Origin of the sequence: Citrobacter sp. RHBSTW-00570 (assembly GCF_013739755.1) — a bacterium.
GTDB lineage: Bacteria > Pseudomonadota > Gammaproteobacteria > Enterobacterales > Enterobacteriaceae > Citrobacter > Citrobacter braakii.
Genome location: NZ_CP056399.1, coordinates 4,090,968 through 4,116,430 on the forward strand (window position 1 = coordinate 4,090,968; position 25,463 = coordinate 4,116,430).

At 53.6% G+C, this 25,463-nt stretch carries 20 protein-coding genes; 10 read left to right on the forward strand and 10 right to left on the reverse strand.

Translation table 11 applies throughout. The features are described from left to right. Positions 1 to 101 precede the first annotated feature (101 nt). Positions 102 to 1,382: a glutamate-1-semialdehyde 2,1-aminomutase gene (hemL, locus tag HV237_RS19515; RefSeq protein WP_016155721.1), complete on the forward strand. Its 1,281-nt coding sequence runs from the start codon at positions 102 to 104 to the stop codon at positions 1,380 to 1,382. Positions 1,383 to 1,482: 100 nt separating this feature from the next. On the opposite strand, the gene fhuB is transcribed toward hemL, so the two are convergent. The 10 genes from fhuB to hrpB form a co-directional block, all read right to left on the reverse strand. Next, positions 1,483 to 3,465, reverse strand: coding sequence for a Fe(3+)-hydroxamate ABC transporter permease FhuB (gene fhuB / locus HV237_RS19520; RefSeq protein WP_019078398.1), 1,983 nt, complete (start codon positions 3,463 to 3,465; stop codon positions 1,483 to 1,485). After that, entirely contained in the window at positions 3,462 to 4,352 is an 891-nt protein-coding gene (gene fhuD, locus HV237_RS19525) for a Fe(3+)-hydroxamate ABC transporter substrate-binding protein FhuD (RefSeq protein WP_047358500.1), read from the reverse strand. The genes fhuB and fhuD overlap by 4 nt, the downstream gene beginning before the upstream one ends. Then, on the reverse strand, positions 4,352 to 5,149 hold the full coding sequence (gene fhuC, locus HV237_RS19530; RefSeq protein WP_003845793.1) for a Fe3+-hydroxamate ABC transporter ATP-binding protein FhuC: 798 nt from the start codon (positions 5,147 to 5,149) through the stop codon (positions 4,352 to 4,354). Before fhuC ends, fhuD begins: the two co-directional genes overlap by 1 nt. 47 nt (positions 5,150 to 5,196) lie before the next feature. Then, positions 5,197 to 7,431, reverse strand: coding sequence for a ferrichrome porin FhuA (fhuA, locus tag HV237_RS19535; RefSeq protein ID WP_181541584.1), 2,235 nt, complete (start codon positions 7,429 to 7,431; stop codon positions 5,197 to 5,199). A gap of 223 nt (positions 7,432 to 7,654) precedes the next feature. Next, positions 7,655 to 8,650 (reverse strand): fimbrial protein, encoded by a 996-nt coding sequence (locus HV237_RS19540; protein ID WP_082137235.1) that lies wholly within the window; start codon positions 8,648 to 8,650, stop codon positions 7,655 to 7,657. Positions 8,651 to 8,664: 14 nt separating this feature from the next. Beyond that, complete coding sequence (locus HV237_RS19545; protein WP_047358499.1) at positions 8,665 to 11,151, reverse strand: fimbria/pilus outer membrane usher protein; 2,487 nt, start codon at positions 11,149 to 11,151, stop codon at positions 8,665 to 8,667. A gap of 31 nt (positions 11,152 to 11,182) precedes the next feature. Continuing rightward, positions 11,183 to 11,896 carry a molecular chaperone gene (locus HV237_RS19550; RefSeq protein WP_047358498.1) on the reverse strand — a complete coding sequence of 238 codons (714 nt, stop codon included), beginning with the start codon at positions 11,894 to 11,896 and terminating at the stop codon, positions 11,183 to 11,185. Between the two features lie 51 nt (positions 11,897 to 11,947). Next, positions 11,948 to 12,490, reverse strand: coding sequence for a fimbrial protein (locus HV237_RS19555; RefSeq protein ID WP_047358497.1), 543 nt, complete (start codon positions 12,488 to 12,490; stop codon positions 11,948 to 11,950). Positions 12,491 to 13,123: 633 nt separating this feature from the next. Continuing rightward, positions 13,124 to 15,664, reverse strand: a complete 2,541-nt coding sequence (gene mrcB, locus HV237_RS19560) for a bifunctional glycosyl transferase/transpeptidase (RefSeq protein ID WP_047358496.1) — start codon at positions 15,662 to 15,664, stop codon at positions 13,124 to 13,126. A 135-nt stretch (positions 15,665 to 15,799) separates the two neighbouring features. Next, on the reverse strand, positions 15,800 to 18,229 hold the full coding sequence (gene hrpB / locus HV237_RS19565; RefSeq protein WP_047358495.1) for an ATP-dependent helicase HrpB: 2,430 nt from the start codon (positions 18,227 to 18,229) through the stop codon (positions 15,800 to 15,802). A gap of 73 nt (positions 18,230 to 18,302) precedes the next feature. On the opposite strand from hrpB, the gene thpR reads away from it, so the two are divergent. The 9 genes from thpR (at position 18,303) to panD (ending at position 25,463) form a co-directional block, all read left to right on the forward strand. Then, complete coding sequence (thpR, locus tag HV237_RS19570) at positions 18,303 to 18,833, forward strand: RNA 2',3'-cyclic phosphodiesterase (RefSeq protein WP_016155716.1); 531 nt, start codon at positions 18,303 to 18,305, stop codon at positions 18,831 to 18,833. A 15-nt stretch (positions 18,834 to 18,848) separates the two neighbouring features. Continuing rightward, positions 18,849 to 19,553, forward strand: coding sequence for a DNA/RNA nuclease SfsA (gene sfsA / locus HV237_RS19575; RefSeq protein ID WP_016151742.1), 705 nt, complete (start codon positions 18,849 to 18,851; stop codon positions 19,551 to 19,553). Positions 19,554 to 19,730: 177 nt separating this feature from the next. Next, on the forward strand, positions 19,731 to 20,186 hold the full coding sequence (gene dksA / locus HV237_RS19580; RefSeq protein ID WP_003018625.1) for an RNA polymerase-binding protein DksA: 456 nt from the start codon (positions 19,731 to 19,733) through the stop codon (positions 20,184 to 20,186). Positions 20,187 to 20,256: 70 nt separating this feature from the next. Beyond that, on the forward strand, positions 20,257 to 21,153 hold the full coding sequence (gluQRS, locus tag HV237_RS19585; RefSeq protein WP_047358494.1) for a tRNA glutamyl-Q(34) synthetase GluQRS: 897 nt from the start codon (positions 20,257 to 20,259) through the stop codon (positions 21,151 to 21,153). A gap of 71 nt (positions 21,154 to 21,224) precedes the next feature. Beyond that, positions 21,225 to 22,619, forward strand: coding sequence for a polynucleotide adenylyltransferase PcnB (gene pcnB / locus HV237_RS19590; protein ID WP_203457720.1), 1,395 nt, complete (start codon positions 21,225 to 21,227; stop codon positions 22,617 to 22,619). Next, positions 22,616 to 23,095, forward strand: coding sequence for a 2-amino-4-hydroxy-6-hydroxymethyldihydropteridine diphosphokinase (gene folK / locus HV237_RS19595; protein WP_016155713.1), 480 nt, complete (start codon positions 22,616 to 22,618; stop codon positions 23,093 to 23,095). Before pcnB ends, folK begins: the two co-directional genes overlap by 4 nt. A 120-nt stretch (positions 23,096 to 23,215) precedes the next feature. Continuing rightward, positions 23,216 to 24,007, forward strand: a complete 792-nt coding sequence (panB, locus tag HV237_RS19600) for a 3-methyl-2-oxobutanoate hydroxymethyltransferase (RefSeq protein WP_003829230.1) — start codon at positions 23,216 to 23,218, stop codon at positions 24,005 to 24,007. A gap of 125 nt (positions 24,008 to 24,132) precedes the next feature. After that, entirely contained in the window at positions 24,133 to 24,987 is an 855-nt protein-coding gene (gene panC / locus HV237_RS19605) for a pantoate--beta-alanine ligase (protein WP_016151737.1), read from the forward strand. A gap of 95 nt (positions 24,988 to 25,082) precedes the next feature. Continuing rightward, entirely contained in the window at positions 25,083 to 25,463 is a 381-nt protein-coding gene (gene panD / locus HV237_RS19610; protein ID WP_016155711.1) for an aspartate 1-decarboxylase, read from the forward strand.

The following is a 25,463-nucleotide window of genomic DNA, read 5'->3' on the forward strand; positions in this document are numbered from 1 at the left end:
CCTGCAAATCGCATTGTTTCAAATGCGTAAAACTTTCATAACCTTCTCTGAATAACTAGAATAGCGGGCATTTACTTTTTCTACGAACCAGGACCCCATCCATGAGTAAGTCTGAAAATCTCTACAGCGCAGCACGCGAACTTATCCCTGGCGGCGTTAACTCCCCCGTTCGCGCCTTTACTGGCGTGGGTGGTACTCCGCTGTTTATCGAAAAAGCGGACGGCGCGTATCTGTACGATGTCGATGGTAAAGCCTATGTCGATTACGTCGGTTCCTGGGGACCGATGGTACTGGGCCATAACCACCCGGCAATTCGCAATGCGGTGATTGAAGCCGCAGAGCGCGGTTTAAGCTTCGGCGCGCCGACCGAGATGGAAGTGAAAATGGCGGAGCTGGTCACTGAACTTGTGCCGACCATGGATATGGTGCGTATGGTGAACTCCGGTACGGAAGCGACGATGAGCGCCATCCGTCTGGCGCGCGGTTTCACCGGTCGCGATAAGATCATCAAATTTGAAGGCTGCTATCACGGTCATGCCGACTGCCTGCTGGTTAAAGCTGGTTCCGGCGCGTTAACGCTGGGTCAGCCAAACTCCCCGGGCGTTCCAGCCGATTTTGCGAAACACACCCTGACCTGCACCTACAACGATCTCTCTTCAGTTCGTGCGGCATTTGAACAGTATCCGCAGGAGATCGCCTGCATTATCGTTGAGCCGGTCGCAGGCAACATGAACTGCATCCCGCCGCTGCCAGAATTCCTGCCGGGCCTGCGTGCCCTGTGTGATGAGTTTGGCGCGCTGTTGATCATCGATGAAGTCATGACCGGTTTCCGCGTGGCGCTGGCCGGTGCGCAGGATTATTACGGCGTCGTTCCGGATCTGACCTGCCTTGGCAAAATCATCGGTGGCGGGATGCCCGTTGGCGCATTCGGCGGTCGCCGTGATGTGATGGACGCGCTGGCGCCGACCGGTCCGGTTTATCAGGCGGGTACGCTTTCAGGTAACCCGATTGCGATGGCGGCAGGTTTTGCTTGTCTGAACGAAGTGGCCCAGCCGGGTATTCATGAAACGCTGAATGAACTGACGACGCGTCTGGCGGAAGGTCTGCTGGAAGCCGCCGAAGAGACGAATATTCCGCTGGTGGTTAACCATGTGGGCGGGATGTTCGGGATTTTCTTCACCGATGCAGAAACCGTGACCTGCTATCAGGATGTGATGGCATGCGACGTTGAACGCTTCAAGCGTTTCTTCCACATGATGCTGGATGAAGGGATTTACCTGGCGCCGTCCGCCTTCGAAGCGGGCTTTATGTCCGTCGCGCACAGTGAAGACGATATCAATAACACCATCGACGCCGCGCGCCGGGTGTTTGCGAAATTGTAAAAGAGAACGTCCAGAAATAACGTAGGCCGGGTAAGGCGAAGCCGCCACCCGGCTTTTTTATTGCTGGATGGCGACGCAGCCTAAATGGAAGAGATTAACCTCAGCGACTCTGCTTACGTAGGAGATAGATAAAGTACGGCGCGCCAATAAACGTCGACAGTAATCCTGCCGGGATCTGATACGGAAACAGCACCATCCTGCCACACCAGTCAGCAAAGACCAGCAGCACACCTCCCGCCAGCGCCGAAATCAGCATATGCGGCATCGCGCGACGAAAACCCATCATTCGGGCAATATGCGGAGCCATCAGCCCGACAAAACTCAACGGTCCAATGGTCATGGTTGCTGTCGCCGTCAGCCCCGCAGCCAACAGCAGTAACCCCACGCGTGACGGCGTGATCGCCATACCCACCGCACGCGCCGTATCGCCGCCGAGCGGTAAAATCGTCAGCCAACGACGGCACAGCGGCGTCAGCGCCAGCAGGATAACCATCACAATCCCGGTGCGCAGTACCTGTTCGCCCGTCGCGTTATAGGTTGAGCCGGAGATCCAGGTCAGCACGCCCGCCATACGCGGATCGCCGCTGGCCTGCAGCATCATCAACAACATAGTAAACGCCGTACTGAGCGCCATCCCTGCCAGCAGCATACGGTGCGGCGAAAAACCACCGCGCCCGGCGGCAATCATAATGATAAGCAAGGTGACCGCAGCCCCGAGACTCCCTGCGGGCAGCAGCCAGCCAAAGGCATTTCCGGGGACCAGAAACAGCATTAACACCACGCCAAATGCCGCGCCGGAGCTAATGCCCAGAACTTCCGGGCTCGCCATTGGGTTTCCGGTCAGACGCTGAATAATACAGCCCGCTACCGCCAGCATCACCCCGGCAATCAACGCCGCCAGAATACGTGGCCAGCGCCAGGGCATCAGTTCATCCAGCATCGCGCCGCTGGCCCATGTCCAGCCGTGCGCATCGCGGCCAAACGACAGCGCCACCACCAGAGTCAGCAGCAAAACCACCCCGCCCGCCAGCGCAAACATCAGTACATTCTGACGCTCCGCGGCGATACGGTTGCTGGCATTCATATCCGGTGCGCTCATACTTCTAAGGCGCGGCAACAACCACAGCAGCAATGGCGCGCCAATCAGCGCCGTCACCGAACCGGTGGAGACCTCCATCCATACGCGGGTCAGCCACAGAATGATTTGGTCAGAGAGCCAGAGGATCAACGCACCAATCAGCGGGGCCAGCATCAGACGCGCCAACAGACGCCGCGCGCCGAGCATTTTCGCCAGTAGCGGTGCAAACAGGCCAATAAAGCCGATAATCCCAACCGCGTTAACCAGCAAGGCGCTGATGACAATCGCCAGCGATAAGGCCGCCAGGCGCGCCAGCGACAACGCCAGACCGAGGTTACGCGCCACGCCGTCATCCAGTCCCATCAGCGTCATTGGACGCAACAGCAGCAGAGTCAGCATCACGCCGCCCAGCAGCTGTGGCCACAGTCGCTGTACGCCGCTCCAGTCGGTTTGGGTTAGCGTGCCGCTGCTCCATAAAAACATGCTTTGCAGTTGATCGTGATGGAAGATAACCATCAACTGGTTAATCGCCCCGCAGTACAGGCTGACCACCAGTCCGGCGAGGATTAACGTCACCGGAGAAAGACGTTTGCCCCAGGCGACGCCAAACACCAGCGCCCCAACGACACAAGCACCTGCCAACGCAGCAAATTGCGTGGTGAGCGCACCGGGAATAGCCCACAGCGTCGTGACGGTAATGCCCAACTGCGCACCGGTCGCAACACCTAGCGTGGTTGGCTCCGCCAGTGGGTTACGCAGCACCTGCTGAAACAATACGCCGACCAGTCCCAGCCCGGCACCGACCAACAGCGAAATAGCCAGCCTCGGCAGCAGGCTGTAGTGGAAAACCATCTGTTTAATGGCATCGATATCCGGTGACCAGATAGCCTGTTGCCACTGGTTGCGCGGTAGCGCAACGGAGAAGTTAACCCATGTGAGCCAACAGGCGGCAACAAACAGAACCGTCAGCAGGAGAATGGGGAACAGCGCGATACGTTTACTCACGCTTTGCCTCCCAGCGCATTATCCAGAATGCGGGCAAAATGCATGGCTGATAGCGTTGCGCCATAGAACCAGACGGCCGGCACGCGCTGAAAACGTCCGCTGCGAACAAAGGGCATCGCCTGCCACAACGGCGTAGACATCAGTGCAGCCATCTCTTTATCGTTGCCGTGATCAAAGCACAATACATCGACATCCTGAAAAGCAGCCAGACGGTCAATACTCACGGCAGTGCTGCCCCAAAAGTTTGTCTCTCCCTGCCAGGCGTTGGGGATCCCATATTCGTCCAGCACGTCCTGAAACAGGCTGTTTGGGCCAAACACCAGCATATGCCGCGAATCAAGCAGGGAGGTGAGAAGCACAGGGCGCGCGCCGCGTTGAATGAAGCGCGGCTTCAGGCTGGCAATAAAACGATCGTACTCAGTCAGATGGCGTTCAGCAGAGGCCTGCAGATTGAACAATTGCGCCATTTCCTGCAGCGATTGTCGCGCAACGACCAGCGGTTTTTTACCGTCGCTGAAGTTAAATCCCCGACCAGGTGCAATACGTGCCAGCTTTTCCGGGGAAGGACCATAGCCTGCCGACCAGAGCAGAAACGAGGGTTTCATTTCGGTCAGCAGTTCAAGATTGGGTTCCGTGCGTAGCCCGACATCAATCACCGAGTCCGGTAGAGGTGGCTCACTGACCCACAGCTTGTAGTTAGGGATATCCGCAATGCCATACGGCGTAATACCCAGCGCCAGCAACAGCTCTACCGGCAGCCATTCCAGCGCCACAATACGCTGCGGATCAATCGCCGCGGCGGACGCCGTATTCATCCGCCACAGCAGCGGCGAGAGCGCCATCGCCGTAAGCAGACGCCGACGGGTAATATGATATAATTCAATCATTAATAGACAAAACTCACGGGTGCGGCACCGGCCGGATGCGGCAAAATGCCCATCGGGATACCGTAAATCTGTTCCAGAGTTTCACTGCGCATCAGTTCAGCAGGCGTTCCTTGCGCAATCATTTCACCACCGCGCAGCGCAACTAAGTAATCGCAGTAGCGGGCCGCCATGTTGATATCATGCAGCACCGCAATCACCGTTAGCCCACGCTGCTGGCTTAAGCGATGCACCAGCGCCAGCACGTCAACCTGATGAGCGATATCCAGCGCGGAAGTCGGCTCATCAAGCAGCAGACAGCGGCTGTCCTGCGCCACCAGCATGGCAATCCACGCACGCTGGCGTTCTCCGCCGGACAGGCTATCCACCAGGCGGTGCGCCAGCGGTTTTAAGCCGACCAACGAAATAGCTTCTTCTACTTTCTCTCTGTCGGCAACGCCAAAACGTCCCAGCGCCCCGTGCCACGGATAGCGGCCAATCGCCACCAGTTCACGCACCGTCATCCCTTCGGCCTGCGGCAACTGCTGCGGCAGATAGGCGACCTTGCGGGCAAACGCTTTACTGCTCCAGTTCTCCAGCGGCTGTTCGTCGAGCAGGATTTCACCTTCCGACGGCGGCTGATGACGTCCCAGCATTTTCAATAACGTCGATTTTCCGGACCCGTTGTGGCCGATAAGGCCGGTTACTTTCCCCACCGGAAAAGTTAATGAGAGAGGATGCAAAAGCGTGCGGCCAGGCACACGAAAGGAGACATTACGCAACGCGAAAGTGGTGTCGGGATGGGATCTGTTTTCCTGCATAGCAGCCAACTTGTAAAACGGGCACGCAAAGCGTGCCCAAAAAGAAATTAGAAACGGAAGGTTGCGGTTGCAACGACCTGACGTTCTGCGCCCCAGAAGCAGCCATAGGTTTGGAAGCAACTAGAAACGTATTCACGATCCAGCAGGTTGGTAACGTTGACAGCAACACTAGAGCCAGCCATACCAAAACGCGCTAAATCGTATTTCACGACAGCATCCATTACAGCAGCACTTCCCACTTTAAAGGTGTTTGCAGGATCGCCATAGCTTGAACCGATAAAACGTCCACCGGTTCCTAGGGTCAGTCCCGACAGAACGCCTTCGTTAAAGGTATAGTCGCCCCAGAGTGATGCCATATTTTCAGGAACTTGTTCTACGTTGTTCCCTTTGAGATTGGTGTCCTTAGTGTACTCCGCATCAGTGTAAGTATATGAAGCAGTCACATTGATATTGGCATTCAAGGCCGCTTTAGCTTCAAATTCAAAGCCCTGAGAACGTACTTCGCCTGACGGAACTTGCAGATTCGAGTTGGTCGGATCGGTTGTCAGCGTATTCGTCTTCGTCAGATGATATGCCGCAGCCGTAATAACCACAGGCAGATCTTTCGGCACATATTTTACACCCGCTTCATACTGTTCACCCTTGGATGGCGCAAAAGCCATGCGTGGAGTGCTGTAGAGATCGAATGCGTTTGGTTCAAATGACTGGCTATAGCTAACGTACGGAGAAATACCATTATCAAACAGGTAGTTTACACCGCCACGCCATGTGAACTGATGATCGTTACGCTCAATATAACCCGCTTGCGGAGTGGTTGAATTCTGACGAATCGTCGTCGCTTGCTGTGACCAGTCATAACGACCACCCAGTGTAAAGACCCACTTATCCCATTCCGCCTGATCCTGGATGTAGATACCGGTTTGTTTGGTTTCGTTCATCTGATAAGGCTCGGTAGAGTCGAAATCAAAATCTTCCAGAGGCTGTGGGTTATAAAGATCCAGAACAGGAGCTGTGTCAAATTTAGCATTGATATCATTACGCATACGCATGAAGTCAACACCTGTCAGCAACGTATGGTCCACCGTTCCTGTCGCGAAATTGCTCTGCAACTGGGTATCAACACTGAAGTTCTGCAAACGTTCATCATCGACAACCGTGCCACGACCAAGATAATGGTCGCGCTGATCGGCCGGAATTGCCTGGCAAGGCGCGTTAAACGCATTTGTTGTACAGATACCCGTACCGTACACGCTCTGCTGCGACGTTTTCATTTCAGCAAAACGTAAATTCTGCCGGACAGTGAAGGTGTCATTAAAGTCGTGTTCAAAGCTGTACCCCACCATTTTCTGATTGCGGGAATAAGTATTATTTGAAGCCCCTTCATTAAAATCAGTCGGCAAACGCTTGCCGTTAGGTAGCGGTTCAACCGTACCTTCCTTCGGCAACCAACCGTAGTAACCCGTTTCGGGTTCATTCTGGAAATAAGAAAGGAATGTAAAGTTAGTCTTGTCGTCAGGACGCCATGAGAAGGACGGAGCAACGGTATAACGCTGTGATTCAGAACCTTGCTGCTGCTCATTTGTGGAACGAGCCAGACCGGTTAAACGGTAAGAGAATTCACCGTTATCGTCCAATGCATCACTAAAATCAAATCCTGTCTGGAACAGATTATTTGTTCCCATTTTAAACTGAACTTCTTTTAGCGGCTCGGTGGTTGGACGTTTGCTGACCATCGAAATAATACCGCCAGGGTTACTCTTACCGTACAACACGGAAGTTGGCCCACGCATCAACTCTACACGCTCCAGCATGTAAGGATCGATAACCGCGTCGTTATAGAAGTTCCCTTGTAGCTTCAGACCATCCAGATAGTTGTTCTGGCTTAAACCGACAGAGGTAAAACCACGGATGCTGACAAAATCGTATGTATTTGAAGCACCACGGTTACTGACCACAACCCCTGGGGTATAACCCAGCGCTTCCTTGACGGAACGAGACTGATGGATCTGCATCTCTTCGTTTGTCACTACCGAAACAGACTGTGGCGTCTTTTCGATCGGCGTGTCGGTTTTGGTAGCGGTGGCGGAACGCTTCGCGGCAATTGTCGGCGAAGGCCCCCATGCGCTTTCTTGTGCGGCAGGTGCAGCAGTTACGGTGATGGTTTCTTCTTTCGGGTCAACCGCCGCCTGTGCATAGACAGACATGCCGCTAACCGCTGTGGCTACCACTACTGCGATTTTACGCAGCGATGAACTTGGCTGAGCAGTTTTAAGACGCGCCATTGGTATTTCTCTGATGAAAGTGAATGATAACGTAAACGAGAATTATTATTATAACGGCAGCATAATATTCGAAACTCTGGCGAGATAGCAAGCAATACGCGTCCCTACTAAAACTGAGGGGTTAAGAAATAACCAGATGAAAAGAAAGGGTTAATAAATTAGGCTGGAATGTTAGGGCTCAGAAGGAGCCCCGTGGGGGGTATCGCGTCTGCACAAATGAACATTAGCGGTAATACACTTCAAAGGTGGCCACAGCATCGACTTGACCTCCCTTCACGTTACCCGTTTTGATATAGCGCGCCTGAAGTGGAATGGTCACCGACTGATCCTTCGTCGTTTGTGCGACCGCCGTATAGTTACGATCAAACTGCAGCACGTTATCGTTACTGTCCAGAATTTGAATACCGACACCGTCGGCGGCGTGATCGCCCGTAGCAATGTTCAGGATATTGCCGTCAGTAACTCCGGTCGAGCCCGCGGAGGTGAATTGATAGTCAATCTGAATGCCCGCATCGCAGTTATTGAGCTGAATTTTAAAGCTGTCATCGGACACCGTTTTGGAAACACCATTAGTCAATTCGCTGGCAACGATTGTCGAAAGCGGAGCCAGAATATGGCTCTCCACCAGGTTGCAACTGTTTGACAGAACGTTGACAGGGGCAGGAGAAAATCTGATCCTCGCCACGGTTAATCCATCATATATCCAGTCGGCATTTAACCGTGCAGGATCAATGTCTCCAAGACCCACCTCTCCGGTGGCGACAAACTGAACCTGAGCACGTGAATGAATAGTATACGTACTCTTGCTTTGGGTTCGTGACGACCCCAGATGTATAGGTGTCACCAGAGCTCCTGACGTTATTGCCTGGCCGTCCTTTACCCATGCCATGCGCACACCAATACCCGCGATATTGGTCTGGTAAACCCGAGGTAACGGATTATCGGTACGTTCATCGCTGTCAGTTAATACGGTATAACCGGTATAAATTGCACCATCGCTGTTACAGGAAACAGTGGCTATATTGCCTGATACCTCCTGCGTATAGAGGATAGTTCCAGGTTCTACATCCGCATTAACCGTCAACGCTGGAATGGTAATCGTTGACGTCGAAGGCTCACCGTCACCTGAAATAGAACAACTGGCGCTTACGGTCTGAGAACACATAAGCAACCCAGCACACAGCAGCCCCCGACGCCACCCTTTAATCATCCTTTGCATATTGCCTCCTTTTATCAATGGCAGTTGAGCGTTGCGGTGAAAATTCCCGGTTCCGGTTGTGCCGGAACCCTCACATCCGCCGAGCAGCGCTGCTGCGCCGTATCACCCCATTGCGCGGTCACGCGCTGCGTACCTTTTAACCCGGTGACAAACACTTCGCCGTCTCCGCCAACGATAGAGGTTGCCCCATCCATACTTAGCATCGCGCCAAAAGGCACAACCCCCTGGCCATGTCGCAAAGTCAACAAGGCACGTTTACCCGAGCGCGCGGTAAAGTCTGCCGCCACTACCGCACCTTTAGTCGGAATCACGTCCAGAGACGCATCCTGAATATCTAAATCATCGCGCCCGAGGGTATTCACAGTGATGGTATTGCGCCGATAGTTGGTTAAGGTCGGCACAATCGCATTGCCCCAACGGTCGGTATACACCCCTTGTGAATTCTGTATTTTGACGTTATCGCCATCAGCGATATGCACCACCGCAAAGGCATCCTGGATTGATTGTCCCAGCGTTATTCCCTGCGAGTGTGCGACAACGGATCCCTGTGCGCTATAGCCCCACTGTCTGCTGTCTTGCTGATAGCTATAATTAGCGCTGAATTCCCCCACTGAAGCCCGATAACGCGAGGAGAGATAGGCGCCGTAGCCCACGTTATTATCGGTATAGGTTTGCTGGAGGTTGTAATTTACGTTGTTATTTTCCAGCAGCGTGCCGCTTACACCCACCTGGTGCGAGGTATTACCTTTTTTCGAACTGGTCAGATTGTAGGTTCCCCAGGAGTTTGCCAGCCAGCGCGAGAGCGGAACGTTAATCGAAATAGAAACCTGCTGGTCGTTATCGGTCGATGGTGTTTTTGTCAGGCTGTAGTTCAGCGACCAGTTAACGCCCTGCCAACTGCTGCTGTAACCAAAGCTGATGCTGCGCTCATGGCCTTCCATTTCCCAGTAGTCCTGCTGATAGGCGTTGGCATACACCGATCCCCAGCTATGTAACGACTGTGAAAGGTTTAGCTGTAAGCGACTGCGGCGGTTATAAGCATTGCGATAGCTGTAGATGCTGTCATCGTCGTAGGTATTATTTCGCTGATCGAGAGCCTCCTGAAAGGTATAGAATCCGGAGGTGGAATAACGATAGCTGGCCAGCGTGACCGTGGTATTGGTTAGCGGAAAATCTTTTGCGTACTGCGCGCGCCACGACTGTCCATTCGCATCCGCGCGTCCGTTGTCAAACGAGGTTCTCGCCGCCGTCAGATCCGCCGACAGCGAACCAAAATCGCGTAAATCGGCCCCGATACCGACCAGTCCTGCGCGATACATTGACGCGCCCTGCAGACCGCCGTAAGCGGTAATTCCGTAAGGTAAGCCATAAATTGCCGTCGCCTGACCGAATTGCGGCCCCTCGCCATTATTAACATCGCGATATTTCCCAGCTGCCAGGCTGTACTTCAACGCGCCTTCACGTTGCATAATCGGCACCGAGGAACTGGCCTGAATAAAACTGCGCGTTTTACCGTCGGCCTCCGTCACGGTGACTTCCAGATCCGCTCCTGCCGTGACCTGGGTTAAATCACGGATTTCAAACGGGCCAGGCGAGACGTTGGTCTGGTAGATGGTATAACCGTTTTGTTTGATGGTCACTTTGGCATCGCTGTCAGCTATCCCGCGTACCACCGGGGCGAACCCCTGTATTCCACTGGGCAGCATGCTGGCATCGGTCTCCAGCTTAACCCCGGTCATTTGTACACCGTCGAACAGTTCGCCGTTGGTGTAGGTTTGCCCAAGCTGAAGCTGGCTGCGTAGGCTTTTGATATCACGCTCCAGCGTTGTGCTTACAGATTGCCAGCCGCTGTCATCCCCCCAGTTGCTGGAATTGCGCACCCGCCACGGGCCGATGTTCATACCCGAATTGAGGTTTGCCCAGGTGGAGGCGCTGTTATTCGCCCCATTCGACTGCTGACGAGAGCCCGATACATAGTAACTGGTCCACAACGCTGGAATTCCATCGTCCCAAGAGGAGGGTTTGCTTTCGCCCGAAACTTGTTTGTCGCGGTAAATTTGCGGAATACGCAATTGCAGTACCTGAACTTCCGGGCTGAAGTCATAGCGCGCATCCGCAATATACTCACTAATATCGCCCAGCAGCGTATTTTCATTAATATTATTAAATGCCGGAACAGTATCGACTTTGACGCCTAATTCGCGCAGTTCCGCTTTGGTAAATTGCGGAATCAGTTTGCTGTTATCTTTTGAAAGGAGGTAATTTAAATTTCGTTTATCGATACGTTCCTGATCCCAGACAATAGACGTTAAATAGCGTCCGGGAGATAACCCATTATGGCGTAAATAAGCCTCAAGCGCACCGGTATTCTCCAGCGGCGTCCCCGTTTCCAGCGCGTTGAGATTGAAATAATCGTCAGCGCAAACGGAGCCACTCGCCGTCAATATCGCGAATGTCAGCGTATTGAGTGCAAAAAGCCGGACAGTACGATGAGAAGTCATAAATGCCACCCGTAAGAAATCGATAGCTCATTTACAGCGACTGTTTCCACTGTCCGGTTTCTGATCCGTAATCATTAATTGCGGTCCAGACAACGTTACCTTTTACTGCCGATGACAACGGAAAACGCTGCTCAGCAAATGGTGCGACCATCATGGTTAATGCCGAAGGAGTGTTTTGCTCTGATGCTGCTTTAATCTCTGTTCCCGCTACTTTTAGATGTCCGAAGGTGACATAGAATGGGGTGGGATTTTTCACCACTAACTGGTTTTGGCTACGGCTAAACTGTAATGACTGCCAGGCCGTTTTCGCCTCACTTTCCCTCAACGTGGCCGGCCGATAGAACAGCTTTAATTTGCTCTTAATGGCAAATTGCAACGTGTTGTTATCGCGTAATTCTTCAGGGATCGCAGACACAGATTTGATATTCGCCATAAACAGCGATTCGCGGTCCTGTGGCAAAGCAGATTTATTACCGGTATAAACTACGTGCAGCAGCGTCTGGCGATTTTCCTCCAGTTTATAAATCGGTGGTGTGATAATAAATGGCGCTTTACTATCATCAATATTACTGACCCAACTATGCACCAGATAACGTTTATCATTATCTTTATTTTTTAATGTTACCTGCACTTCAGACTGGTTGGCAGGATAAATAATTCGCGTTCCACCAACCACTACGCCAGCATAAGCAATATGAATGCCAGTAGTTAACACCAGGGCTAATGTGGTAATGAGTCGTTTCATTTTTCAATTCCATTGAAATACTGGCCCAGCCTGGGCCAGATTTTATGACAATTAACGATAAATCAGGGTATAGGTTGCTTGCGCGCTATAATCACCGGTAGTCGGAACCATACTGCCAACCTGGATAACTTCAGCTTTATAATTAAACACCACGCTGTCGCCATTGGCCTTGTTCAGCGACACATCAGGATCTGAGCCATCAAATTTTACGTAATTACTGCTGCCTTCCGGCAACATACGCACGCCGAGGTTCGTCGCGGTCCCTGTCGGTTGTAATACTTCCTCGTTATATCCGGCGATACGCGTGCCATCAAATTTGATATTGAGGTTGGCAATCGCAGCATCACATTCCGTCAGCGTGATTGCAACAGATTGTGAATCTCCCACTTGCTTATCTGCGCCAAATGCAGTTTGTGAAAGATTATTAAACGTCACCGTACCATTTGTCGTAGTACCGTTAACATCCACTACGCAGCTATCAGGAATAATCTTTCCGTTAAAGGTTACGGTTCCCGTATCAACGGCTAACGCAGGCATCGCGGCTCCCGCCAATACACTGCTAACAAACAACGAGGTGAGAATTTTTTTGCACATAACGTATTCCTTACATATGTTCACAAAAAAGAAACAGGGGAAAATAAATTTTAACGAAAGGAAATAGAGACTGACTGGAGATACAGATGCAACAACATCACCAAATATATAATATATCTTTATCATCAACCCAAAAACATTCCTTTGCGTGATCTATTATACGATTCATAACTAATAAAAGCGAACCGATATATTCACCCAAGCAGATACAAAATATTTATAATTCCTTTTATTTCATAAACATAACAACAAAAACAATATTTCCTTAACATTGAATTAAGCAATATTCAATTCATTCATTAAAACAATATAAAACATCACCCTATGAATCCCAAAAATAAGAAATGCGAAAAAAAACACAAAATTGCGAGTAAAATTACTCAATACCGAATACATATGAAAAAGTAATATATTGAGTCTATGATTAACAACCCGGGAGGGGACTGCAAATACCTCAACAGCTTAATATTACTCACAGCAGCGATTCACCACGAAATGAGATCCATAACAAATTAGTGACTATGCGCGAAGACATTCAGAACACAGAGAGAAGGGAAAGGTAATAGCAACGCGAGGGAGAAGCCCCCAACACCGGCCTATGCCGATGCGGGGGAAGAACAGTGAAAACCAAAATCAGTTACTGCCGAACATATCCTTTATCCAGCCAGCGACACCGTCGCTATCTTTCTTTTCCTGCTGCGCCGGTTGTTGCTGCTGCTGTTGAGGCTGCTGCGGCGGCGTTGACTGATCGAACGGATTCCCGGTCGGCTGTTGCATCATTTCACCCTGCTGACACAGCGAATCAGGATCGGTAGTCCATACCGGAAGCGTACGCATCCCCCCGCTACAAACGAAGTTACCGTCGTAGTCCACGCCCATATCCACCACATCTTCCGGCGGCGTCAGCACCAGCGGTGTTGGCGTCTGGTTGGCCAGATAACGCTGATAAATCGACATCGCACCGCTGGCACCGTACAGCTTGGTTGGCTGGTTGTTATCACGGCCCACCCAGGTGATGGTTACCTGGCTGCCGTCGATCCCGGCAAACCAGGTATCCACGTTGTTGTTAGTGGTCCCGGTTTTCCCTGCCAGATGAAGCCCAGGATATTTCGCGCCAAGCTGGCGACCCGTACCACGCTGAACCACCTGTTGCATGGTCCACAGCGTCATATACGCCGCCTGCGCCGGAACGGCACGCTCGGCCTGCGGGAAGCTCTGATACAGCACCGTCCCATCTTCGGCAATCACCGAACGCAGCGCCGACAGCGGCGCGCGGTTCCCGCCGCTGGCGATAGTCTGGAACGCCTGCGCCACTTCGATCGGCGTCAGGTTCAACGCCCCCAACAGCATGGCTGGAACCGGATTAAGCTGATCTTTCGGCGCGCCCAGCTTCAGCCAGGTATCGGTGACGGCAGGCAGGCCCAGCGCCATCCCCAGATTTACCGTTGGCACGTTCATTGAGCGCGTTAACGCATCCACCAGCATCACTTTTCCGCTTTCGCTATAGCGACGGTCATCGTTCTGCGGCGACCACACCTGGCCGTTAGGCTGACGCAGCGCAATCGGGGCATCGGCAATCCAGGTATTCAGACGATACAGCTTCGGCTGGCTGAGCGCGGTCAGATAGGTCGCTGGTTTAGCCAAAGAACCAATCGAACGACGCGCCTGCATCGCACGGTTATAACCAGCGAACTGCGGTTCTGCCCCCCCGACCATGGCACGCACTTCGCCGCTGAAGCGGTCGACCACCACAATCGCGGTCTCCAGATCGCTCAGCTTACGTTGTTTCTTCAGCACCGGAATACCTTCCACCGCCGCTTTTTCTGCAGCGTCCTGCGCCACGGAATCAAAGGTGGTGAAAATCTTCACGCCGGAGAGATCTTTAACTTTATCGCCCAGCTTTGCCTGTAGCTCCTGGCGCACCATCTGCATAAAGGCGGGCTGCGGTGAGATCACCCCACCACGCGGCTGTACGCCTAACGGACGCGCGCTCAGCATGTCATACAGATCCTGGTCGATAATCTGCTGCTGTTGTAGTAAACGCAGCACCAGGTTACGACGCTCCAGTGCCAGCTTCGGGTTACGCCACGGGTTATAGATTGACGCCCCTTTAACCATCCCTACCAGCAGCGCCTGCTGGTCGAGGCTCAGCTCTTCCACCGGACGGCCAAAGTAGTAGAGGCTCGCCAGCGGGAAGCCGCGGATCTCATTGTCACCGCTTTGACCGAGATAGACTTCGTTCATGTACAGCTCAAGAATGCGGTCTTTGCTGTAACGCGCATCCATGATCAGCGCCATATAGGCTTCGTTGGCCTTACGCCAATAGGAACGTTCGCTGGACAGGAACAGGTTTTTCACCAGTTGCTGGGTCAGCGTACTAGCCCCTTGTACCGTGCGCCCCGCCGTCAGGTTCGCCAGCACCGCACGGCCAATGGAATAGAGGCTGATACCGTCATGCTCATAGAAGTGACGATCTTCGGTCGCCAGCAGCGTGTCCACCAGCAGATCCGGGAATCCACTGCGCGGGACAAACAGGCGCTGCTCACCGTTAGGCGAAGAGAGCATGGTAATCAGTCGCGGATCGAGACGGAAGAAACCGAACTGGCGGTTGTTATCCATATTCTCGATGGTATCCAGATGGTCGCCATCAAAGGTCAGACGCGCGCGCACCTGACCTTCTTTACTGTCCGGAAAATCAAACGGACGACGGATCATCTCGATGCTTTTCGCTTGCACGGTGAATTCGCCAGGGCGCGTCATTTTCGTCACCTGACGATACTGCGTAGCCTCCAGCAGTTTCACCATCTCGTTCTTGCCGATCGGCATTTCTGGCTCAAGGTTAACCATACGGCCATATACTGCCGCAGGAAGCTGCCAGACTTTACCATCTATACGGCTGCGAATTTTTTGGTCCAGATAAACGCCGTAAATGGCGATCAGCACCAAAAAAACAATCGACAGTTTTACCAGCAGCCAGAACCAGCCGCGTTTACCACGAGGCTTACGCCCTTTGCCTTTACCCTTACGCGGCATCGGTTCTTCATCCTCATAGTCATCATCATCATAATCGTCGTCATACTCTTCATCTCTGAGTTGACGACGGCTCACCTTTTGTTTCACCGGACGCGAGGGTTTCCCTTTACGTCCAATTGGCTCGCGGTCATTCCCCGCCATGCTTTTTCTCCGCAACATTCAGGCGCAAGGGCCCGATTCTCTGTTCTTCCGTCAGTTAACAGAAGAAGAAATCTCTCAATTTACTGCCGTGTTTATACCGGATGACGGCTTCGCTTTATCCGGCCTACAGTTTCATTACGAATACTTCTTTGTTCGCCGCGTTGGCGCGGTATTCGCCGGATCGTCCGGCCAGACATGTTTGGGATAGCGCCCTTTCATCTCTTTTTGCACCTCACGGTACGATCCCTGCCAGAACGCGCTCAAATCACTCGTTACCTGCAGCGGTCGTTGGGCCGGAGACAGCAGTTCCAGCACCAGCGGCACGCGCCCCTCGGCGATGGTTGGGGTCTTCGCTTCACCAAACATTTCCTGCATCCGAACCGCCAATACCGGAGGGTTATCCTCATGATAGCGAATGGCAATCCGGCTTCCCGTCGGCACAGTGTAATGCGCTGGCAGTTCACTATCCAGACGTTGCAGCATTGACCAATCCAGCAAACCGCGCAACGCCTGACCCACATTTAGCGCTTTTAACGCGCGTAACGAGTGCACACCGCTCATGTGCAGCAGCAGCCAGCTCTCCAGCGTCGCCAGCAGAGAATCCTCATCTACCGCGGGCCAGTTATACTCTGGCAACCAGTTTGCCGCACATTGCAGACGCAGGCGAAATTGCTCGGCTTCCGGCGTCCAGTTGAGCACACTTAGCCCTTTATCGCGAATGCCGTTCAACATCGCCAGATGCAACTCCTCTTCCGAGGGTTTGGCCAGCGCCTGTACTTTTACCGTTAGCTGGCCAATGCGCGACCGACGCAATGCTTTTAACGTTCCCTGAGTTTCATCCCATTCGATGGTGTCAGATTGTTGTAGCAGTTCAGGGCATGCCTGTATCAGCGCTTCGATATCCAGCGGCAGAGCCAGCAGAATACGCGCATCCGGCGAAGCGCTGCCCTGCAGTAACAGCGGCGCAATCAGCCATTCATGGCGTCCGGAGGCGTCATCGGCATCCAGCATTGCCCCCATGCCATTCGCCAGTTGATAGCGCCCTTCCTGCCCGCGCCGACGCGCGATCCGATCGGCAAACGCCTGCGCCAGTAATGAGGGGAGCAGCGCGCTGTCCGGCTGTCCGCTGCGAACGTTAAGCCGTTTCAGCAATTGTTGGCTGCGCTGCTGCCAGGCGGGCTGATTTCGTGAAAACGCTACAGCCAGATCGGTACTGCCACCGCGCGGCGGCTCTTCCAGAATCGCAGCCAGTTTTGCCGCCGTTGCCACTTCATTGTCATTGTTGGCGCTAACCAGCATAGCCGCTAAACGGGGGTCGTTACCCAACGTCGCCATTTTCTGCCCCCTGGCGCTGAGCCTGTCACCCTCAAGCGCCCCCAGCATCTGCAGCAGCCGCTTTGCCGCCTGCAGGTTGATGGCGGGCGGTGTATCCAGCCAGTTCAGTTGCTCAGGGTCGGTGCATCCCCATTGCAGTAACTCCATCAGCAGTCCGGACAGGTCGCTCTGTAAAATCTCCGGTTCTCCCTGTGCCGCCGCTCTTTCCGCCTGCTCTTTGGCAAGCAAATGTAGGCAGATACCAGGTTCCAGACGGCCCGCGCGTCCCGCTCGCTGGGTCATCGAGGCCTGGCTTATGCGTTGGGTAATCAGTCGCGTTAAACCGGTACGCGCATCATAGCGCGCCACGCGCTCCTGGGCGCAGTCCACCACCAACCGGATGCCTTCGATCGTTAAGCTGGTTTCGGCAATATTGGTCGCCAGCACCACTTTGCGCTTGCCTTGCGGCGCGGGAAAAATCGCCTGACGCTGCTCGGCAAGCATCAGCGCGCCGTACAGTGGGCACAACAACACATCGCTGCCCACACGCGTTGCCAGTTGCTCCTGCACGCGCTGGATTTCCCCTACACCCGGTAAAAACAGCAGCAGCGACCCACTTTCATGGCGCAGGAGTTCTGCCGTCGCTACCGCTACCGCTTCAGCAAAACGCAGATGCGCCGCCAACGGCTGATATCGTCGATCAACGGGAAAAGCGCGGCCTTCAGAAACGATCGTCGGCGCATCAGGCAACATCTGCTGCAAACGCCCGTTGTCCAAAGTGGCAGACATGATCAACAGTTTCAGATCGTCACGCAGCCCTTGCTGCACATCCAGCAACAGCGCCAGCGCCAGGTCGGCCTGCAAACTCCGCTCGTGAAATTCGTCGAGGATGATCAGCCCAACGCCCGTCAATTCGGGGTCGCGCTGGATCATGCGCGTCAGAACCCCCTCCGTCACCACCTCAAGGCGGGTCTGCGGCCCTACGCAGCTTTGCGCACGCATGCGATACCCCACGGTCTCGCCAGGCTTTTCATTCAGCAATTCCGCCAACCGCTGCGCCACATTGCGTGCTGCCAGACGCCGCGGCTCCAGCAAAATAATCCGTCCCTTGATACCGCGATGTTCAAGGAGTCGCAACGGCAGCCAGGTTGATTTCCCGGCACCGGTCGGCGCCGTCAGCAAAACCTGCGACGAGGCATCAAGGGCGGTAAGTAGTTCAGGCACTACGGCGGCAACGGGCAACGACGTCACAAATGACTCCAGAGGGTTAACATTCTTCGCGCTGCATTGTAGCATCGCGTTAATTCATAACCGAGTATCCATCATGTCTGAGCCAAAAAGGCTGTTCTTTGCGATTGAATTGCCTGGCGAGGTTCGGGAGCAGTTAATCCACTGGCGGGCCGCGCAGTTCCCCCCTGAAGCGGGTCGTCCCGTCGCCGCCGATAATCTGCATCTGACGCTCGCCTTTTTGGGCGACGTCAGCGCTGAGAAGCAGCATGCGTTAACGCAGCTTGCAGGGCGTATTCGTCAGCCGGGTTTTACGCTCAAACTCGACGATGCCGGGCAATGGCTGCGCTCGCGAGTCGTGTGGTTGGGAATGCGTCAGCCGCCGCGCGGGCTGCTGCAGTTGGCGAACATGTTGCGGGCACAAGCCGCACGCAGTGGGTGCCACCAGAGCCCGCAGCCTTTTCACCCGCATATCACGCTGCTGCGTGACGCCGGTCACGCGGTATCTATCCCTCCGCCAGGGTTTGGCTGGTCGTTTCCGGTAACGGAGTTTGGGCTTTATTCCTCCTCATTCATGCGAGGACGCACGCGTTACACGCAGTTGCAACGCTGGACGCTGACTGAATAATCAAAGGAACTGTTCATGCAATTTTCTCCACCTTTACAACCTGCAACGCTCATTCAACGCTATAAGCGTTTTTTAGCGGATGTGATCACACCGGATGGCACAACGTTAACGCTACACTGCCCCAATACGGGAGCCATGACCGGCTGCGCAACGCCGGGAGATACAGTTTGGTATTCGACATCAGAAAATACTAAACGAAAATATCCACATACCTGGGAATTAACGCAAACCCAATCCGGTGCACTTATTTGTGTTAACACGCTGTGGGCCAATAGATTAACGAAAGAGGCTATTCAGCGTTCGTTAATTTCGGAAGTTTCAGACTACAGCACCTTGAAAAGTGAAGTAAAATACGGCGCCGAAGGGAGCCGCATCGACTTTTTGTTACAGGCGGATTCCCGACCTGACTGCTATATTGAAGTGAAATCAGTCACGTTGGCGGAAAAAGATCAGGGTTATTTTCCCGATGCCATCACTGAACGAGGTCAGAAACATCTTCGGGAATTGATGAGCGTAGCGGCCGAAGGCAAGCGCGCGGTGATATTTTTCGCGGTGTTGCATTCAGCCATTACACGGTTTTCACCCGCGCGCCATATCGATGCAAAATATGCGCAATTATTAGTTGAAGCACAGCTTAAGGGGGTAGAAATTCTGGTTTATAAAGCGGAACTTTCTGCCCATGGTATGACTCTTAAAGAGCCGTTGCCCATTACCTTGTAATGGTGTAAATATTCGGTTAATTAGTATTCTGGGCGCGTGGGCAAATACGCTTTTCCTCACAGGGTTGTCAAGTGTTACGTTTAGATAATTGCTATCCGGAAAAGCATCTGCTATTTATAGCGACCTGATTTTTCCCCCGAACATGGGGATCGATAGTGCGTGTTAAGGAGAAGCAACATGCAAGAAGGGCAAAACCGTAAAACATCGTCCCTGAGTATTCTCGCCATCGCTGGGGTGGAGCCGTACCAGGAGAAACCGGGCGAAGAGTATATGAACGAAGCCCAGCTGTCGCACTTCAGGCGTATTCTTGAGGCATGGCGTAATCAACTTAGGGATGAAGTTGATCGCACCGTATCTCATATGCAAGACGAAGCGGCTAACTTCCCTGATCCGGTGGACCGCGCCGCACAGGAAGAAGAATTCAGCCTTGAGCTGCGTAACCGTGATCGTGAGCGCAAACTGATCAAAAAGATCGAGAAGACGCTGAAGAAAGTAGAAGACGAAGATTTCGGCTACTGCGAATCATGCGGCGTAGAAATTGGTATTCGCCGTCTGGAAGCGCGTCCGACAGCCGATCTGTGCATCGACTGTAAAACGCTGGCAGAAATCCGCGAAAAACAAATGGCAGGTTAATTCCGGTCATTTTTACCACGTTTACTTCAGGCGGGAGCTTCTCCCGCCTTATTATTTGTTAGCCCGCAAAATGAGCGATTCACATTATATTGGCCGCTTCGCCCCTTCCCCCTCTGGCGAACTCCATTTTGGTTCACTGATTGCCGCCCTCGGGAGTTACCTGCAGGCCCGTGCTCGTCGCGGAATCTGGCGGGTACGCATTGAAGATATTGACCCCCCTCGTGAAGTTCCCGGTGCTGCAGACACGATTCTGCGTCAGCTGGAACATTACGGACTGCACTGGGATGGCGATATTTTATGGCAATCCCAGCGTCATGACGCCTACCGCGAGGCGCTGGCCTGGCTGCATCAGCAGGAACTGAGCTATTACTGCACCTGTACGCGCGCGCGTATTCAAAGCGTCGGCGGCATTTACGACGGTCATTGCCGTGAGCTACGCCACGGGCCTGAACAGGCGGCGGTCCGCATTAAGCAACGCCATCCGGTGATGCAGTTTACGGACCAACTGCGCGGTGTGATTCTGGCTGATCCGCGGCTTGCGAAGGAAGATTTTATTATTCACCGTCGCGACGGGCTGTTTGCCTATAACCTCGCGGTGGTGGTAGACGACCACTTCCAGGGCGTGACGGAAATTGTGCGCGGTGCCGATCTTATCGAACCGACGGTACGGCAAATTTCGTTGTATCAACAGTTCGGCTGGCAAGCGCCGGACTATATTCATCTGCCGCTGGCGCTCAACGAACAAGGCGCTAAACTTTCAAAACAAAATCATGCACCTGCACTGCCGCAAGGCGATCCACGCCCGGTGATTGTTGCTGCGCTGCGCTTTCTCGGCCAGTACTCCGATATCCCGTGGCAGGAGATGCGCGTGGATCAGATTCTCACGTTTGCCATTGAAAACTGGAGTCTGACAGCGGTGCCAGAATCGGCGATCGTAAATCCGCCATTCTCAAATGCATCATGCTGAGCTATGATTAGCCGCTATTTTTACACAGCAACACTTGTTCTGATTGAAGTTTGACACTACCGAGGTGCACTATTTTTACCCGAGTCGCTAATTTTTGCCGCAAGGTGCTAAGCCGCGAGGAGCGCGAGGCCGAGCTCGCCGTCGCCCGTCCACATATGACGGTAATCCCGCGTGAGCAGCACTCTATCTCCCGCAAAGATATCAGTGAAAATGCCCTGAAGGTAATGTACAGGCTCAATAAGGCCGGATACGAGGCATGGCTGGTTGGCGGAGGCGTACGCGATCTTTTGCTGGGCAAAAAGCCGAAAGATTTTGATGTCACGACTAACGCCACGCCAGATCAGGTACGAAAACTGTTTCGTAACTGTCGTCTGGTTGGTCGCCGTTTCCGTCTGGCCCATGTCATGTTTGGCCCGGAAATTATCGAAGTGGCAACTTTCCGTGGTCATCATGAAGGCAGCGAGTCCGATCGCACAACCTCACAGCGCGGACAAAACGGTATGCTGCTGCGCGACAACATCTTCGGCTCCATCGAAGAAGATGCCCAGCGTCGCGACTTCACAATTAACAGCCTGTATTACAGCGTGGCCGATTTCACCGTGCGTGATTACGTTGGTGGCATGCAGGATCTCGAAGAGGGCATCGTTCGCCTGATCGGTAATCCGGAAACGCGCTACCGCGAAGACCCTGTACGTATGCTGCGGGCCGTGCGCTTTGCCGCCAAGCTCGACATGCGTATCAGCCCGGAAACCGCTGAGCCAATCCCGCGTCTGGCAACACTGCTTAACGATATTCCCCCCGCACGCCTGTTTGAAGAAGCACTCAAACTGTTACAGGCGGGCTATGGGTATGAAACGTATAAAAAACTGCGTGAGTACAGCCTGTTCCAGCCGCTGTTCCCCACCATTACGCGCTATTTCACCGAAGACGGTGACAGCCCAATGGAACGCATCATCGCTCAGGTGCTGAAGAATACCGATAACCGCATCCACAATGATATGCGCGTTAACCCGGCGTTCTTGTTCGCCGCCATGTTCTGGTATCCGTTACTGGAAGCTGCGCAGAAAATTGCCCAGGAAAGCGGTCTGGCATACTACGATGCCTTCGCACTGGCGATGAACGACGTACTGGATGAAGCCTGCCGCTCGCTGGCGATCCCGAAACGTCTGACCTCGCTGACCCGTGATATCTGGCAGTTGCAGCTACGCATGTCTCGTCGCCAGGGCAAACGCGCCTGGAAGCTGATGGAGCATCCGAAGTTCCGCGCCGCTTACGATCTGCTGGCCCTGCGTGCCGAAGTGGAAAACAACGCTGAGCTGCAGCGTCTGGCGCAGTGGTGGGGAGAATTCCAGGTTTCAGCACCGCCGGAACAAAAAGGCATGCTCAACGAACTCGACGAAGAACCGGAACGCCGTCGTCATCGTCGCCCGCGTAAACGCGCCCCGCGCCGTGAAGGTTCCGCGTGACCATCGCCTATATCGCTCTCGGCAGTAATCTGGCCTCTCCTCTGGAGCAGGTTAATGCTGCCGTAAAAGCGATTGGCGACATTCCCGACAGCCGTATCGTCGCTGTTTCCTCCTTTTACCGCACACCGCCATTAGGCCCACAGGATCAGCCAGATTACCTGAACGCTGCCGTGGCGCTGGAAACCACTCTCGCTCCCGAAGAATTGCTTAATCATACCCAACGCATTGAGCTGCAACAGGGACGCGTACGTAAAGCCGAACGCTGGGGGCCGCGCACTCTGGACCTCGATATTATGCTGTTTGGCGATGAAGTGATTAACACCGAACGTCTGACCGTGCCGCACTACGACATGAAAAACCGTGGTTTTATGCTGTGGCCGCTCGCTGAAATCGCACCTGAGCTTATCTTCCCGGAGGGTATCAGCCTGCATCAGCTCCTCACCCATCTTGGTGCCGCAAAACCTGCACACTGGTAAAGTATCCTCTCCCCTTCCGCGTTTACCACTTTAGTGCCAAACGGTTGCTTAAAACAATTGCCCCCCTGAATGTGACTGTTAGAATGCCGATAAATATGACTTTCATCATCAGGAAATGTTATGAAACCCACCACCATTTCACTGCTGCAGAAATGCAAGCAAGAGAAAAAACGCTTCGCAACCATTACCGCCTACGACTACAGCTTTGCTAAGTTATTTGCCGACGAAGGCATTAATGTGATGCTGGTTGGCGACTCGCTGGGCATGACGATTCAGGGGCATGACTCCACCCTACCGGTCACCGTTGAAGATATTGCTTACCACACTCGTGCCGTACGTCGTGGCGCTCCCAACTGTCTGCTGCTCTCCGACCTGCCATTTATGGCTTACGCCACGCCGGAACAAGCATTTGAAAACGCCGCTGTGGTGATGCGGGCGGGCGCTAATATGGTCAAAATTGAAGGCGGCGCCTGGCTGGTGGATACGGTAAAAATGCTCACCGAACGCGCCGTACCGGTTTGCGGTCATCTGGGATTAACACCGCAGTCGGTGAATATTTTCGGCGGCTATAAAATTCAGGGCCGCGGCGACGCCGGGCAGGTATTGCTGGATGACGCGCTGGCCTTAGAAGCCGCTGGCGCTCAGTTGCTGGTGCTGGAGTGCGTGCCGGTTGAGCTGGCGAAGCGCGTCACCGAAGCGCTGTCGATTCCGGTTATCGGAATCGGCGCTGGTAACGTCACCGATGGACAAATCCTCGTCATGCACGATGCCTTTGGTATTACCGGTGGCCACATCCCGAAATTTGCGAAGAATTTCCTCAATGAAGCAGGCGACATGCGCGCCGCAGTGCGGCAGTATATGGCTGAAGTGGAGTCCGGCGTTTATCCGGGCGAAGAACACAGTTTCCACTAATTTTTCAGGCCATATATCGGCCTGAAAAGCGTAGCGCCATCAGGCGGTTCGCTGCATGTTGCCGGATGGCGGCGTAAACGCCTTATCCGGCCTACGGTTCCTCAGGCAACTCAAGGAGTCTTGTCGTGTTAATCATTGAAACCCTGCCGCTGCTGCGCCAGCATATTCGTCGTCTGCGTCAGGAAGGCAAACGCGTCGCTCTGGTTCCCACCATGGGCAACCTGCACGACGGCCATATGAAGCTGGTCGATGAGGCAAAAGCGCGGGCTGATGTGGTGATCGTCAGCATTTTCGTCAATCCGATGCAGTTTGACCGACCGGACGATCTGGTGCGCTATCCACGCACGCTGCAGGAAGATTGTGAAAAGCTGAACAAGCGTAAAGTCGATTATGTTTTTGCGCCAGCCGTTGAGGAAATCTACCCGCAGGGTCTGGAAGGCCAGACGTTCGTTGAAGTTCCCGGTCTCTCCACCATGCTGGAAGGCGCCAGCCGTCCAGGCCATTTCCGTGGCGTTTCCACTATCGTCAGCAAGCTGTTTAACCTGATCCAGCCAGATATAGCCTGCTTTGGCGAGAAAGATTTCCAGCAGCTCGCACTGATCCGCAAAATGGTGGCGGATCTGGGTTATGACATTGAGATCGTTGGCGTACCGATTATTCGCGCCAAAGACGGTCTGGCGCTTAGCTCACGTAACGGTTATCTGACCGCAGAGCAGCGAAAAATTGCGCCGGGTCTGCACAAAGTGATGAACGGCATCGCTGAAAAGCTGCTTGCCGGCCATCGTGACCAGGAAGAGATTATTGCCATTGCCGAGCAGGAACTGAATGAAAAAGGCTTCCGTGCCGACGATATTCAGATTCGTGATGCCGACACGCTGCTGGAGCTGACGGAAACCAGTAAACGCGCGGTGATTCTGGCCGCCGCCTGGCTGGGTCAGGCACGTCTGATCGATAATCAAAGCGTTACATTAGCCCAGTAGACAGGGGTTAAAAATCAGGCAATACTGCCTGAGAATTTCTCAAAGCAGGCCAGTAGTGCCTGCTTAGCCAAGGTAAACGACAGGGTATAGAAGTTATGATTCGCACCATGCTGCAAGGCAAGCTCCACCGCGTAAAAGTCACGCAGGCGGACCTGCACTACGAAGGCTCCTGCGCCATCGACCAGGATTTCCTCGATGCCTCTGGTATTCTGGAAAACGAAGCTATTGATATCTGGAACGTGAGCAACGGTAAACGTTTCTCAACCTATGCGATTGCGGCTGAACGCGGCTCCAGAATCATCTCGGTGAACGGCGCAGCGGCACACTGTGCTGAAGTCGGCGACATTGTGATTATCGCCAGCTTCGTCACCATGTCTGATGAAGAAGCCCGCACCTGGCGTCCGAAAGTGGCCTATTTTGAAGGCGACAACGAAATGAAGCGCACCGCGAAAGCCATTCCGGTACAGGTTGCCTGA